Origin of the sequence: Paeniglutamicibacter sulfureus (assembly GCF_039535115.1) — a bacterium.
GTDB classification, from domain to species: domain Bacteria; phylum Actinomycetota; class Actinomycetes; order Actinomycetales; family Micrococcaceae; genus Paeniglutamicibacter; species Paeniglutamicibacter sulfureus.
Genome location: NZ_BAAAWO010000001.1, coordinates 564362 through 579221, shown reverse-complemented (window position 1 = coordinate 579221; position 14860 = coordinate 564362). Strand labels below are relative to the sequence as shown.

Below are 14860 nucleotides of genomic sequence, written 5' to 3'. Positions count from 1 at the left end.
TCGGCAGGTTCCGAATGGATGGCCATAATACTGACGATCGGTGCGGCTGACGGGCGTGCAGCCATGATTCGAATGGCGGTGACATTGCCCGGCCTTACGTTGCCATGCAGGTCCGAATCTTGCGGCATGTAGGGGTAGGACTGCGGAACTTTCCATTTGCCGTCGTCAGATCTCTGGACGGGTTGTGGAGTGCACTCGTCCCCGAAGCAGGCAGCAACCGAGTCCGGCTCGCTGGTAAATTCAAGTTCAACGTCGCCCAGATCCGCGTACCCCGCTGCCGGGCACGCGAGACCGGGTCGCACTACAACCAAAACAAGAGCGATGAGAACCCCAAACACGCCAACGGCAAGCACGAATTTCCACCGCCGTTTCATGTGTCGATCCTAGCGTCCCAACCCGCGTATGGCTTGCCCCTTGGATTGGGGTTTGGACATGGCCGTGGGCATTCCGGTGGTGAGGCCACGTGCAAACTGTCTTGATCGTTTTCGGCCGGCGCCGCGTGGCGTTACCTGCCCTAGCGGCGCGCCGCCAACGAAATCTGGGTAACGGCCCGCTCAACGGCGTATTCCGGGTCACGCGAGGCGCCCTTGACCTGCGAATCCGCCTCTGCCACCAGCCGGATGCAACGGGCAAGGTCATCGACGTTCCAATGCCGAGCTTGCTCCTGGGCCTGCTGGACCTGCCAGGGCGGCATGCCCAGTTCGCTGGCCAGTTGACCGGAGGATTTGCGCGCCCCCGCGACCTTCGCGACTTGGCGCAGCTTCATGGCCAGCGTGGCGACAATCGGCACCGGATCGGTGCCCGTGGCCAAGGCGTGGCGCAGCGTGCTCAGCGCGATGTCCGCCCGACCGGCCAGCGCGGCATCGGCGACCTTGAACCCCGTGGCCTCCACGCGACCGCCGTAGTATTTGTCCACCATGTCCTGGTCGATGGCGCCCGTGGTGTCTTGCAGGAGCTGTGAGCAGGCTGCGGCCAGTTCGGACAGGTCGCTGCCCAGGGCGGCAACCAGGGCGCGTGCGCCTTCGGCGCTTAGCTTGCGCTTGGCCGTCCGAAACTCCTGGGTGACGAAGTCGATCTTTTCCGCGTCCTTTTTCAACGGCTGGCAATCAACGACTACCGCGCCGGCGGCCTTGAGTGCGTCAAGCAGTTTCTTGCCGCGCACTCCCCCTCCGTGGTGCATGATCAAGGTGACCTCAGGTGCCGGGGCTTTCGCGTAGGCGAGGGTGTCGTTGAGGAAATCCTCGTTCATGGTGGCCAGCCCGCGGACCTCAATGAGCTTGGTTTCACTGAAGAGCGACGGGCTGGACGCCAGCAGCATTTCCCCGCGCTCGTAGCTGTTGGCTTCAAAGCGGGTCAGTTCGATCTCGGCACCCCCGCGCAAGGTGTTGCGCACGGTTTCGAAGGCCCTGGTGGCAAGCAGCTCCTCGGAGCCCTGCAGCAGGATCAACGGGGCGGGCGCCACTGACCGCCATGAAATGCCCGCATTCTTGGATGTGCCTCGTGGCGCTGCCATGACCGACCCTTACATAGTGTTTAACGAACCCCATCGATCTTATCTCCAACGCCAAATGCTTCATCATTCCCCACCCTTTGACGGTCCCCGTGTCGACGTCCGTTCCGCTGTCGGACCCAATGACGAGACCCGAAGCGACTTCCCGTCCCAGCCAACGATGATGGTGCCCCGCAGGTCGGTGCGGAAGACTGCCACGTGGTTCTCCTCGAGTGCCTGCAAGGCCTCATCCGAGGGGTGCCCATAGGTGTTGTCTGCACCCACGCTGATCAATGCCAGAGCCGGACGGACGGTTGGCGCCGTGCGCACGCCACCGTTCTCGGCACCATGGTGCGACACCTTCAAGATGTCGGCGTGTCCGATCAGCCCCTTGTCGATCAGCTGGTCCATGGCCTCATCTTCCATGTCCCCGGTTGCCAGGATGGAAATGCGCCGCTGCAAACCGTCCGCCTCTATCTCGAAGCGGACGACCAGGGACGCGTCGTTTTCTCCCGTGAACACACCGTCCGGGATCGGGCCCAGGACCTTCCAGACCACGGGGCCTGCGGCTCCGGTCGCCCCCGATCCAAGCTGGCTGGCGGTCACCAGACTGCCCCGGGAGTCGGTCAGATGTGGCGGATCCGCGGGGTCGTCAGCAGCCGAGTAGTAGATCTTGTCAACCGGTCGCCGGTCGCCGACCCCTGCAATCCCGCCGTCGTGGTCGGCATGGCGATGGGTGATGAACAGGGCAGCGACCCGCGTGACGCGCATGTGCTTCAGGCAGGCGGCGATATCTTCGGCCGTTTTGCCCGTGTCAACCACCACCGCCCCGGCATCCCCGGCGTTGATCAGCAACCCGTCGCCCTGGCCTACGTCGCAGGACACCACCATCCAGTCGACGGCCGGTGCCGGTACCAGTGCGGTGACCGGCAGCAGCAGCCCGAGCAGCAACCCCGTCACCACGCCCTGCGCCGCCAACCCCATGCGTGATTGCCAGGATCCTGCGGCGGGATGCACGTGGCCCAGGGCAAGCAGGGTTCCCAAGACAATTCCCCAAGCCAGCAGGACGCCCGCCACCCCGACCGGCCATGGCCGCAGCGCCCCCGGGAGAGCAGCAATCCACGTTCCCACGAGGCCCACCACCATGGTGGGCATGCCGGCGAGCCACACCAGCGCCATTCCCGCCAGCGGGAACACCATCAGGACGACCACGGCGAGCGTCCCTGCCACCGTGATGAGGGAAATGAACGGTGAAACCAGGAGGTTTGCCGGCACCGAGTACAGCGAGAAGGCCGGGCTAAGCGCCACCAGCACCGGCAGGCAGGCGATCTGCGAGGCCAAGGCAATGGCCGTTCCATCGGACACGATGGACGGCACCCACCGATTCAACCGTGCCGCCATCGGCCTGCCGATGATCACGATGCCGGCAGTGGCCAGGACCGAAAGTTGGAACGCCGGCTCACCGGCCAACCACGGATCGATGGCCAGCAGGACCACCACGGCCAGCGTCAGGGCCGCCATGGCATTCCTGCCGCGGGACGCGTGCAGGCCCACGGCCGCAATGGTGCCCATCACCGCTGCGCGCAACACGCTGGGTTCGTAACCCACCAGGAACACGAAGCCGAGCAATGCCGCCAAGCCCAAGCCCAACGTGGGCAGCCGACCCAATCCCAGCAAACGGCCGACGGATATGACAAAACCAAGCACCATCGCACAGTTTGCCCCGCTGACAGCACTGAGGTGGGACAGTCCGGCAACCTTCATCGCTTCCGACAATTCCTCGTCCGCCCCGCTGCGGTCACCAAACACCATGCCAGGGAGCAGGGCGCGGGCGGGTTGTGGAAGTGCGTCGCTGGCACCGACAAAGCGTTCCCGCATGCCTTGGAAAACGCCCGGCGCCGTGGATTTGCCCAGGGGCAGGAGATCGGCGGAGGCATTGAGCCAGAAGCGTTGCCTATCCCCTGGCTCGCTGTTCGAGACCGTGGCGAGCACTTCAACGGTGCTCCCGCCGGCCAGTGGAATGTCCGGCGCCCGGGATTCGGGGTAGCTGAGCCGCACCGGTACCCCCGAGATCCGCCAACTGCCGTTGCCGGCGACCACCAGAGCACGCGCGGCGACGGTGAATTGCCGGTGGGGCCTGGCATCTTCGGAGAACTTGTCAGTTTGCAACGATGCCCGCGGGGCCTCGGTGAACGACAACTGGATGCGAACCGGCGTCCCAGCGCGGGCTGCCTGTTCAAGCGAGTCAGGGTTCGTGCCCGCCCCGGACAAGAACAATTGCGTGAAGACCAGGGCCGCCGCGGCACAGCCAAGGGCGGGTGCGGCAAAACTGGGGGTCGCGGCCGGGCCCAGCCGCCCATGCCGCGGGCGCAACAACGCCAGAAGACCTGCACCGGCCACCAACCACAAACCGACTGCCCAAAATACCTGGTGCAGCTGGCCCAGCTGCACCCCGCCCAACGCCGCCACCCACGCCCCGGCCAACGCCCAGCACCCGCGCAGGTCTACGCGGCCGGGCTCCAGATCCGACTCCCCCTTCGAACGCCGGGACAAGGCTGCATGCATCAGGTCCGCGAGCCTGCCCATGGCGAGTGCCGCGTGCCATTTGCTTTCTGAGGTGTGATCACGCCGCGCGTAGGAACCCATGCCCTCCAGTGCACACGTTTCCGCTGCCGTGCATTCAGCGTCGGCGCCCGACTGTGGAGAAACACGCCCGATGATCCGGAGAACGAGAAGAGGGGCGCCGACCGGTTCCCGCACTCCCGGGGTTGGCCGGTCCGATGGGCGATTCAGGTGATTCTGCCGGGCGTCAGCAACTTAAGGAAAAAATGCCTGTTGGTCGTAGCCCAGGTTCATCGGTGGTTCAGATCCAGGCGGTCGGCTCATCGAAGCAGAGTCCGCAGTCGGCCTCCAGGGCTTCTTCGGCACTGCCCCCGGGGCTTCCGCGTCGGGACACCAGTTCGGACACGGGCCAAGGTTGGCCCCGATGTGCGGTAGATGCGCCTAGGCGCGGCCCACGCTTCGGTTCCCATGCTCCAGGACTCAATGTGTTCCCCGAGATAACTGGCAGATAAGGGCATGTCTAGATCTTTCTGCGAGTGTCGAACATCGGGCTTTGCGACTCTCAGCCGCGACGGCGCCTGGCCCGTGCGCCGAACGCATCGAGTGCGGCGAGGATCTCCGGCGCCTGCCAGACACGGTTCCTGCGGCCGGTGTTGGTCTGAGTGAGCACCTCGGCGTCGACCAGCCGGTCGATGGCTTTCTGGGCCGCGACGTCGCTGATCTGCAACTCACCGGCCAGGGTCTTTGCGTTCACCACGGGTTGGCGGAGCAGGTAGCTCTTCGCCTTGTGCACGGATGAGTCGCTTCGGGCCATGATCAAGTCGTCCCAGCGCGCAGCTGCGTCTTGGATGTCTCTCACGAGTACACGGCCGTTCCGGATCGCGGCAAAGGATGCCTCCGCCACGGCGGTGACGATGGCGCTTGTGTTCCCGGCCCGATACTCGGTCAGCGCTCGGAAGTAGGCATCCGTGTCGTAGAGGAGCCCGGCCGAGACGGGCACGGTGACATTGCGGGTCAGGCCGCCGTGGCGGAGCATGCCCTGCAGGAGTGCCCGTCCGGTCCGGCCATTGCCGTCGGGGAAGGGATGGATGGTCTCGAATTGCGCGTGCGCAATCGCCGCCTGGATGAGCACCGGCACGTCCGTGCGCCGGGCGAATGCGACAACGTCGGCCATCAGGCTGGAAACGCGGGTGTGGTGGGGCGGCACAAACGCTGCGGCGTGCGGCGAAATGCTGCCGCCGCCGATCCATACCTGTTCGTTGCGCCAATAACCGACATATTCGGGCGCAGTGTCCCGCAGCAACGCATCGTGCATCGCGATGATCGAGTGCTCATCCAAATGGTCGGACAGCGCGATGGCCGCGGTCATGGCGCGAACGTTTGCGACGACCAAGCGCGCGTTCCCGGACTTCGACTCACCGATCTCCGCGAGGGCCACCTGCTTGGCGCTGGAGGTGAGGTTCTCCACTTCCGAGCTGGAAGCAGACTCGCTTCGCAGCAGGATGGATGCGAACGGGGCGGCCATCGTTCCGGCCTCGGCGTCGAATCGGGCGAGTTCCTGGCTCGCATCATCGGCCAGGGCGATCACCTCGGCGGGCAGAGCAACCGGTGCTGCAGCGATGAGCGGCGGGACGGCGGCCCGGTAGTCGCCGCGGGCCTGGAGCTTGGCCCTACGTGAGGCGACTTCGTTCCCGGCGCGCACCCACGGGCGTGCTTCGTATCCGGTCGCCGGCCAGACGCCGGACTGCTGCTTATCTATGGTCACCATCCAAACATACCAAAGGCTATGCATTTAGCCTTTGGTATGGACGACGCTTGACAACGTTATCAAAGCCGAAACAGCCACACACCCACCGCACAGAACACTTGGTGCAGCTGCAATCCTCCCAGTGCCGCAACTCAGACACCGGCCAACGCCCAGCACTCGCGGAGATCGACCCGACCGGGCTCGGTATCCGGCTCCGCTTTCGGCCGCCGGGCCATTCGGGCGCGTAAAGCATCCGCCATGCTTGACACGTGCCGGACTTAGATATTGTCCGCCACTCGATTCGTTGCACCGATCGCCTCGGCCGCATTGCGACAGGCCATGAGTTGCCGGTCCGCCGAACATGGGCCGCCCGGCCCGACGCGTTGAGGGAAGCCTTCCGCTCGCCCGCCGTCCACGAGCGACAAGCTCCAACGGGTTGCCTGCACGCTGGGCACCCTCTGCGCTTGAGCGCGAAATTTCCGGCCAACACCGTCAAGGCCACGGTCACTATGCGTGGTGGACGGCCGTCGGTGCACCACGTGCCCAGACAGTGCGTGACGAGCGCGCGCTCCGTAAGGTCGAATTCCCCGGCTGCCGCACGAAGGCCCCCTGTGGGCAACTCCTGGCCACAGAAGGGAGTTGTTGGACTTCCTGGCCAGGCAGACCAAGGGAACGCAGGCCCCCAACTTCCCGGCTGTGCCGGAGCCAAGGGCGGGCATCCCCTTCCGGCCGTCCTTCAGTGACCAAGCAGCCCGGTGACCCCGCCTCCGACACGGCCACGGCCCGGGAAACTCATTCAAAGACCACGCGTTCGCGCAGGTTGCCCAGCAGCGCCGGGCCAATGCCGCTGACGGCATCAAGTTCCCCGAGGTTCTTGAAAGGCCCGTTGGCCTGACGGAATTCCAGGATCCTGCCCGCCAGCGAGGGACCGATGCCCGGCAGCTCCTCCAATTGCGCCTGCTCCGCGGTGTTCACATTGATTTTCCCCGGCGGCGCGCCTGGCCCACCCGCACCCTCCGAACGGCCGGAATCCAGAACCCCGGGCACCGGAACCTGCCCGGTCTCGCCACGGCGCGGGATGCGGATTTGTTCGCCATCACGGATCTGTGCCGCCAAGTTGATCGCCTCCGGAGCGGCATCCTTCGCCAGCCCGCCGGCCAGATCCACCGCGTCAAGCACCCTGGATCCCAGCGGCAGGGAGTACACCCCGGGTTTCTTCACGGCTCCAACCAAGTGGACCACGGCGCTCGCACCGCTTCCCGGCGGGCCGGTGGTGCCCGGTTTCGGAGGTCTTTGCTCCGTCTCCGGGGTCTCCCCCGGTTCCGGTGGCGGATCTTGGGCACCCGGCTCCGCCGCGGGATCCGTGTGGCCGCTCTCCGCCACTTCCAAGGGGATGGACTCGGCACCGCTTGGAGCACGCGGCGGCGGGTTGAACAGCAACGACACCGAGATCCAGGTCAGGGCTCCGAGGATCAGGACAATCGCGGCGGACCTGCCAATGAGCACGCGCAGGCGGCCCGGGACCGGAGCCAGGTTGCTCCGTTCGGCATGATCCACCCACTCGTGAGAGCCCATGTCCTCCAGTGCACACGACCCCCGGTGCCGTGCGGGACGGGAACCGCCGGGTTGTGGAGAACCACGGCCCGCGACAGCCAAAGGTCTGAGGCGGGGAATGCGCTAAGGGGTTCCGGAAGCCTCGGGATTGGCCGGCTCGTCCGGTGACGCCGAGGTTGGCGTGACGGGCGTACCCTGGGCCGAGGGCGAGGCTGTGCGGCGGCGCGATTCCCGACGCGGCTCAATGTTGCGGGGCCTAGCCACCGGTTTCGCTTTTGGTTCGGGCCTTGGTTTCGGTTCCGCTTTTGTCTTGGGTTCGTGCCGTACAGGTCCGGGCACCGGGGGTGCGATGCCTCCGGAAATCGCCACGGCCAGCACGCCGGCCCCGGTGTGGGCGCCAAGCACTGCGGGGACCGGGACCGCCAGCACTTCCAACAGCGAGGCCCCGGCCAGTTCCTGCACGATCTCCTCGGCGGCGTCCTGGTTCCCGAAGTAGTGCACCGCCAGGCGCGCTTCGGGCCCCCGGGCGGCCGCCTCGTCGCGGGCAATGGCCACCAGTCGGGCCAGCGTGCGCGAATGCGTGCGCACCTTTTCGTGGGCGACGATCTGCCCGTCGCGCACCGAAAGGATCGGCTTGACGTTCAGCAGCGTGCCCAGCACCGAGGCCAGGGTGCCGATGCGCCCGCCGCGGCGCAGCTGCTCCAGTGAGGGGACGGCGAAGTACACGTGGTTTTCGGCGGCGCGGTTGGCCACTGCCTCAAGCTCGGCCAGCGGCGCACCCGCGGCGGCAAGTTCCACGACGTCCATCACCGTGAAGCCCTCTGCCAGGGCCACGGTGAGTGAATCGACGACGGTGACGGGTACCGGCGAGGACTCGGCCGCCAGGCGTGCGGCGTCCACCGTCCCGGAGAGCGCCGAGGAGAGGTGGATGGAAATGATTTCCTTCACCCCGGCATCGGCGAGTTCCCGGTAGGCGCGCAGCATCTGTCCCGGCGCCGGGCGCGAGGTGCGCACCGCCTTGCCCATCGCCAGGCCCAGGGCCAGTTCGGTGGGCACATCGTCGGTGCCCTCGGAGAAGATCTGCTCGTCGACCATCACCGGCATGGGCACCACGCGCAGGAAGCGCGCGTGCTGCCGCACCCAGTCCTCCGGCAGCGCCGCGGCGGAGTCGCTGACCACGCCCACCGGAACCAGGCCCCGGGCGGGGCGGGCACGGTGGGCGGGATCCGCAACGCGCTGCTTCCAGAGCCGCCCCATCCAACCGCCGGTGCGGGTGGGCCGCTGCGGATTGGGGGGTGGCTGGGAGGCGTCCATATCTGTAGGCTACCTGCCGCCCCTAGGAGGCAGGAACCACGTTCACCAGTTTCGGCGCACGCACGATGACCTTGTTGATGGCGGCGCCGTCAAGGTAGCGGACGACCGCCTCGTCGGCCAGGGCCAGGGCCTCGAGTTCCTCGGCGGTGATGTCGACCGAGACCTCCAAGCGTGCCCGGACCTTGCCCTTGATCTGCACGACGGCGGTGACGGTGTCCTGGACCAGTAGGGCCTCGTCGACCGTCGGCCAGCCGGCGTTGGCGACCGAGGGCTCGTGGCCCAGCGCCGCCCACATGTCCTCGGCCGTGTACGGGGCGAAGAGCGAGAGGATGACGGCCACGGCCTCCGCTGCTTCGCGGACCGCCGGATCCGACGCGCCGGCGCCGGAGTCGATGGTCTTGCGGGTCGCGTTGACCAGCTCCATCAGCTTGGCGACGACGACGTTGAACTTGCCCCCCTCGAGCATGCCGGCCGCCTCGTGCACCGCCTTGTGGGTAACCTGGCGCAGCGCCTTGTCGCCGCTGGCCGGATCGGTTCCCGGGGTGCTGTCGACGTCCTGGGCCATGCGCCAGGCTCGGGCCAGGAACTTCGCCGATCCGCCCGGGGAGACATCGGCCCAGTCCACGTCGTCCTCCGGCGGGGATGCGAAGATCATGGTCAGGCGCACGGCGTCGACGCCGAACTTGTCCAGCTGCTCGCCCAGGTCCACGCCGTTGCCCAGCGACTTGCTCATGGCCTTGCCGCCGTTGAGCACCTGGCCCTGGTTCAGCAGCGCGCTGAAGGGTTCCTTCACGTCGATCAGCCCCAGGTCGAAGATGACCTTGGTGAAGAAGCGCGAGTAGAGCAGGTGCAGGATGGCGTGCTCGACCCCGCCGACGTACTGGCCCACCGGCATCCAGTCGCGCACGGCCTTCGGGTCGAACGGTCCCTCGGTGTAGTGCGGGGAGACGAAGCGCAGGAAGTACCAGGAGGAGTCCACGAAGGTGTCCATGGTGTCGGTGTCGCGCTTGGCGGCGGCCCCGCACTTCGGGCAGGGAACGTTGACCCAGTCCTCGGCCGCGGCCAGGGGGGAGGTGCCCTTCGGGGCGAGCTGTTCGCCGCGCAGGTCATCGGGCAGGCGCACCGGCAGCTGGTCGTCGGGAACCGGGACCTCGCCGCAGTGTGCGCAGTGGATGATCGGGATCGGGGTGCCCCAGAAGCGCTGGCGGCTCAGCAGCCAGTCGCGCAGTCGGAAGTTGACGAACTTCTCGCCGGTTCCGGCAGCCTCGACGATCTCGATGGCGCGGGCGATGCCCTCGGCCTTGGGCAGGCCGTCCAGCTCGCCGGAGTTCACCAGGGTTCCCTCGCCGGCGGTGGCGACACCGGTCTCGGCCGGGTCCTCTTCGCCGGTGTCAAGCACCACGCGCACCGGCAGGTCGAAGGTGCGGGCGAAGTCAAGGTCGCGCTGGTCGTGTGCCGGGACGGCCATGATCGCGCCGGTTCCGTAGTCGGCCAGCACGTAGTCCGCGGCCCAGACCGGCAGCTTCTCGCCGTTGAGCGGGTTGGTGGCGTAGCGGCCGGTGAACACGCCGGTCTTCTCGCGCTCGGTGGCCTGGCGCTCGATCTCGCTCAGCGCCTTGACCTGCTCCTGGTAGGCTTCCAGGACTTCGCGGTGTTCCTCGGTGACCAGTTCGTTCGCCAGCTCGGCGTCGGCGGCGACCACGAAGAACGTGGCGCCGTGCAGGGTGTCCGGGCGGGTGGTGAAGACCGTGGTCTTGTGGGCTTCCTTGCCGCCGGCGGCCTCGATGACAAAGTCGACGTGGGCACCCTCCGAGCGGCCGATCCAGTTCTTCTGCATGGCCAGCACGCGCTCGGGCCAGTGGCCCTTGAGCTCTTCCATGTCATCGAGCAGGCGGTCGGCGTAGTCGGTGATCTTGAAGTACCACTGGTTCAGCGACTTCTTGGTGACGACGGTTCCGCAGCGTTCGCAGGCGCCGTTGACGACCTGCTCGTTGGCCAGCACGGTCTGGTCGGTGGGGCACCAGTTCACCGGGTGGTTCTTGCGGTAGGCCAGGCCCTTTTCGTAGAAGCGGGTAAACAGCCACTGGGTCCAGCGGTAGTATTCCGGGTCCGAGGTGTGGATGCGGCGGTCCCAGTCGGCGGAGATCGCATAGCGCTTGAAGCTGGCGGCCTGCGTGTCGATGTTCTTGTAGGTCCACTCGGCGGGGTGGGCGTTGCGCTTGATGGCAGCGTTCTCGGCCGGGAGCCCGAAGGAGTCCCAGCCGATCGGGTGCATCACGTCATAGCCCTGCTGGCGCCAGTAGCGGGAGACGACATCTCCCATGGCGAAGGCCTCGGCGTGGCCCATGTGCAGGTCGCCGGAGGGGTAGGGAAACATGTCAAGCACATAGCGGCGTTCGGCGCTGCCGTCGTCCTTGGGCGTGAAGACCCCGAGTTTGTCCCACACCGGGGCCCACTTGGCTTCCATCTCCTGGAAGCTGTAGGCCGCTGCGGCGGACTCGTTGTCAGCGGTTTCGGTGCCGGTCGGCTGGGTGCTCACTATCGGGTTTCGCCTTCTTCTGTTCATGCGCCTGTGGGTGGAACGTGGCTGTCCTGCTGGTTGCTGGCGTGCATCGGCGGCGTAGGCCCCCTGACACACAAAAGCCCCTTGCATGCAAGGGGCGGCCGCATGGGGGGTGTTTATCCCATGCGGCTAACTTAGCAAGAGCACTGCGTTCATGCCCCATATTCTACCCCACAAGGCGCCGGCCCCGCGGGCGCGCCGGATGCACGCCCGCCCCCGGGGGCCAGCCGCAGTGGCCTACAGCACGTCCTGATCGACCCAGTCGAAGGTGCGGGTGACGGCCTTCTTCCACAGGCGCAACTGCCGATCGCGCTCCGCCGGTTCCATGGCCGGTTCCCATCTCTTGTCCTCGGACCAGTTGGCGCCCAGCTCCCCGAGGTCCTTCCAGAAGCCGACGGCCAGCCCGGCGGCGTAGGCGGCCCCCAGCGCGGTGGTCTCGGTGACCTTGGGGCGGATCACCGGAACCCCGAGCAGGTCCGCCTGGAATTGCATCAGCCCGTCGTTGGCGACCATGCCGCCGTCGACCTTGAGTTCGGTGAGCGGGACCCCGGAGTCGGCGTTCACGGCATCCAGCACTTCCCGGGTCTGGAAGGCGGTGGATTCCAGCGCCGCACGGGCAATGTGGTTCTTGTTCGCGTAGCGGGTCAACCCCACGATGGCCCCGCGCGCGTCCGCACGCCAGTAGGGGGCGAAGAGCCCGGAGAATGCGGGCACGATGTACACCCCGCCGTTGTCCTCCACGCTGGCTGCCAGCTCCTCGACCTCCGCAGCGGTGGAGATCATCCCGATGTTGTCGCGCAGCCACTGCACCAGCGAACCGGCCACGGCGATCGACCCTTCCAGCGCATAGACCGGTGCGGCGTCGCCCAGCTTGTAGCCCAGGGTGGTCAGCAGGCCGTTCCTGGAGCGGACGATTTCCGTCCCGGTGTTGAAGATCAGGAAGCAGCCGGTGCCGTAGGTGTTCTTGGCCTCCCCGGCCTCGAAGGCAGCCTGCCCGAACGTGGCCGCCTGCTGGTCGCCCAGGATCCCGGCGATCGGCACCTCGCGTAGAAGCTGCGAGGTGTGCACGGTTCCGTAGACCTCGGAGGAGGACTTGATGGCGGGCATCATGGAGACCGGCACCCCGAAGTCGGCCAGGATCCCCTGGTCCCACTCCAGCTTCTCCAGGTCCATGAACAGCGTGCGCGAGGCGTTGGTGACGTCGGTGATGTGCACCCCGCCATCGGTGCCGCCGGTCAGGTTCCAGGTCACCCAGGTGTCGGTGGTGCCAAAGAGCAGGTTCCCCGCCTCGGCCTCCTGGCGTGCGCCCTCCACGTTGTCCAGGATCCATTTGACCTTGGTGCCGGAGAAGTAGGGTGCCAGCGGCAGGCCCACGCGTTCCTTATACCGGTCGACTCCCCCGTCGGCGGCCAGCTCCTCGACGATGCCCTGGGTGCGGGTGTCCTGCCAGACGATGGCGTGGTGGATGGGCTTGCCGGTGCGCCTGTCCCACACCACGGTGGTTTCGCGCTGGTTGGTGATGCCCACGGCGGCAATGTCGTGCCGGGTGAGGTTGGCTTCGGCCAGTGCGATGCCGATGACCTTGCGGACGTTGTTCCAGATCTCCACGGCATCGTGCTCAACCCATCCCGCATGCGGGAAGATCTGCTCGTGTTCCATCTGTCCCGTGGAGACCACGGTGCCGGCATGGTCGAAGACGATGGCCCGGGAACTGGTGGTGCCCTGGTCGATCGCGATGACGTACTTGTTCATGTCGGTGCCTTTCAAAGGTGCCGTTCAGAGGGGGGTGGCGCTCGACGGCGGAAAGCGTCGTGCGGTGCGCGGTGTCAGGCGTTGCTCAGGGCCACATGCGCCCCGTGCTCCTCGGTGAGCACGCGCCGGCAGTCATCGACCTGCGCTGCGGTTTCGGCCGCGTCCCAGCCGAGCACGGGTGCCAGCGCTTCGGCCACCTGGGCCAGCAGCGACTCGGTGACCCGTCCCCGGAAGGCCAGCGAGGTGCGGCGGATGAACACGTCGGCCAGCGTCCCGACCTGCTCGTGCGTGCCCAGGTAGCGCACCTCGGCCGCGGAGAGTTCCGGACACCCGGGCAGCGTCGGGTCGTGGGGGCCAATGTGTTCCAGCACGGCGTCGGCGCGGGTGCCGTAGCGCTGCAGCAGCACCTCGAGCCGCGCCCGCGGCGCCAGTGCGGCGCGCTGGGCGAACCAGGCCTCCAGTTCCGCCGGGGTCTTGGGGTAGTCCCGTCCCCCGCCGATGGGAAGCATGCGGGTGCCGGGGGCCGGGGAGACCCCGAGTTCGGCCAGCACCTTGTTGCCCAGCGTCTTGCCCAGCGCGCGGAACGTCGTCCACTTCCCGCCGACCAGACAAAGCATCGGGGTGCCCCCGGCCAGCCGCGAGTGCTCGATCCGGTAGTCCCGTGAGACGAATCCGGGGGCGGTGTTCTCATGGCTCGGCAGCGGGCGCACCCCGGAGAACCTGTAGACGATCTGCTCCTCACCGACCTTGATGGAGGGGAAGACGTGGCCGATCAGCTCGAAGAAGTACGCGACTTCCGCATCGGTGCAGCGCGCCGGTTCCCCCATGTCCGCGTCGATGTCCGTGGTGCCCACCAGCACCCGGTCCCCCAGCGGGTAGATCAACACGATGCGCCCGTCGGAGTGCTCGAAGAAGATCTCCCGCCCGTCGCAGGCGGCCAGCAGCTCGGGATGATCCAGCACGATGTGGCTGCCCTTGGTCCCGCCCATGAAGCGGCTCGGGGTGCCGATCACCGCATTGGTCTCATCCACCCAGGCCCCGGTGGCGTTGACGATGACCTGGGCGTCGAAGTCGAACTCCTCCCCGGTGAGCTCGTCGCGCAAGTGTGCCCCGCGCTCGCCGTGCCCGATGAGGGACACATAGTTGCTGGCCCTCGCGTGCGGGTTTGCCTCCAGCCCGTCGCGCAGCACGTCCAGGGTGAGCCGCTCGGGATTGTGCACCGAGGCGTCGAAGTAGGTGGCGGTGTACTTCACGTCGGTCCGCAGCTTCGGGAGCACCGCGAGGGAGGCCTTGGCCCCGCGGAACCGGTGCCAGGGGGTGTTGCGGCCGATGGCCCCGGCGAACAAGTCGTACATGACCAAGCCGATCTTGATCAGCAGCGCCCCGCGTTCGGCCCGCAGCCCGGGTCTGTGGGTCACGAAGCGCAACGGGGCGGCCAGGAGCCCGGAGAAGGTGGAGAAGATCGGGACGGTGGTGCGCAGCGGCTTGACGTAGTGCGGCGCGATCTCCAGCAGCGTGTTGCGTTCCCGTACCGCCTCGTGGACCAGGCGGAATTCGCCGTTTTCCAGGTAGCGGATGCCGCCGTGGATCATGTGCGAGGAGGCGCCCGAGGCACCTTGGCAATAGTCGCCGCGTTCCACCAGCGCCACGTCGACCCCCTGCAGCGCCAGGTAGCGGAAGGTCGCCACGCCGTTGATGCCACCGCCCACGATGAGCACCTTGGCTCCGGGCCGGGCGCGCAGTGCCGCCAGTTGGGATCGGTGGGTCGCTGCGGCTTCCACGGTGGGGCCATCCTTCGGTGTTGCAGTGGGCGTAAAGCGTGCTTCACATGGTCTTGTCGACATTACCGGGGCACCGCCGCGACCGCATAGCCCCGCGG

General features: G+C 67.1%; 8 protein-coding genes. All 8 read right to left on the bottom strand.

Translation table 11 applies throughout. The features are described 5' to 3' along the window. Nucleotides 1–514: 514 nt before the first annotated feature. Nucleotides 515–1513 (bottom strand): DNA polymerase III subunit delta, encoded by a 999-nt coding sequence (gene holA / locus ABD687_RS02590; protein WP_302266112.1) that lies wholly within the window; start codon nucleotides 1511–1513, stop codon nucleotides 515–517. Between the two features lie 63 nt (nucleotides 1514–1576). Then, nucleotides 1577–4054, bottom strand: coding sequence for a ComEC/Rec2 family competence protein (locus ABD687_RS02585; RefSeq protein ID WP_310287501.1), 2478 nt, complete (start codon nucleotides 4052–4054; stop codon nucleotides 1577–1579). A gap of 559 nt (nucleotides 4055–4613) precedes the next feature. Next, entirely contained in the window at nucleotides 4614–5819 is a 1206-nt protein-coding gene (locus ABD687_RS02580; RefSeq protein WP_302266116.1) for a Fic family protein, read from the bottom strand. A gap of 771 nt (nucleotides 5820–6590) precedes the next feature. Next, nucleotides 6591–7373 carry a helix-hairpin-helix domain-containing protein gene (locus ABD687_RS02575; RefSeq protein WP_310287504.1) on the bottom strand — a complete coding sequence of 261 codons (783 nt, stop codon included), beginning with the start codon at nucleotides 7371–7373 and terminating at the stop codon, nucleotides 6591–6593. A gap of 102 nt (nucleotides 7374–7475) precedes the next feature. Continuing rightward, nucleotides 7476–8666 (bottom strand): DegV family protein, encoded by a 1191-nt coding sequence (locus ABD687_RS02570; RefSeq protein WP_310287506.1) that lies wholly within the window; start codon nucleotides 8664–8666, stop codon nucleotides 7476–7478. Nucleotides 8667–8688: 22 nt separating this feature from the next. Then, on the bottom strand, nucleotides 8689–11205 hold the full coding sequence (leuS, locus tag ABD687_RS02565) for a leucine--tRNA ligase (protein WP_310287510.1): 2517 nt from the start codon (nucleotides 11203–11205) through the stop codon (nucleotides 8689–8691). Nucleotides 11206–11466: 261 nt separating this feature from the next. Beyond that, the gene (glpK, locus tag ABD687_RS02560; RefSeq protein ID WP_310287512.1) at nucleotides 11467–12981 is read right to left on the bottom strand and encodes a glycerol kinase GlpK; all 1515 of its coding nucleotides are present in this window, start codon (nucleotides 12979–12981) and stop codon (nucleotides 11467–11469) included. Between the two features lie 74 nt (nucleotides 12982–13055). Then, the gene (locus tag ABD687_RS02555) at nucleotides 13056–14762 is read right to left on the bottom strand and encodes a glycerol-3-phosphate dehydrogenase/oxidase (RefSeq protein WP_310287515.1); all 1707 of its coding nucleotides are present in this window, start codon (nucleotides 14760–14762) and stop codon (nucleotides 13056–13058) included. Nucleotides 14763–14860 lie beyond the last annotated feature (98 nt).

Bases quoted from the DNA above. Each gene is read 5' to 3' on its own strand.
- ABD687_RS02585 (WP_310287501.1), bottom strand. From the start codon at position 4,054: ATGCATGCAGCCTTGTCCCGGCGTTCGAAGGGGGAGTCGGATCTGGAG.
- ABD687_RS02575 (WP_310287504.1), bottom strand. From the start codon at position 7,373: ATGGGCTCTCACGAGTGGGTGGATCATGCCGAACGGAGCAACCTGGCT.
- ABD687_RS02580 (WP_302266116.1), bottom strand. From the start codon at position 5,819: ATGGTGACCATAGATAAGCAGCAGTCCGGCGTCTGGCCGGCGACCGGA.
- ABD687_RS02570 (WP_310287506.1), bottom strand. From the start codon at position 8,666: ATGGACGCCTCCCAGCCACCCCCCAATCCGCAGCGGCCCACCCGCACC.
- glpK (WP_310287512.1), bottom strand. From the start codon at position 12,981: ATGAACAAGTACGTCATCGCGATCGACCAGGGCACCACCAGTTCCCGG.
- holA (WP_302266112.1), bottom strand. From the start codon at position 1,513: ATGGCAGCGCCACGAGGCACATCCAAGAATGCGGGCATTTCATGGCGG.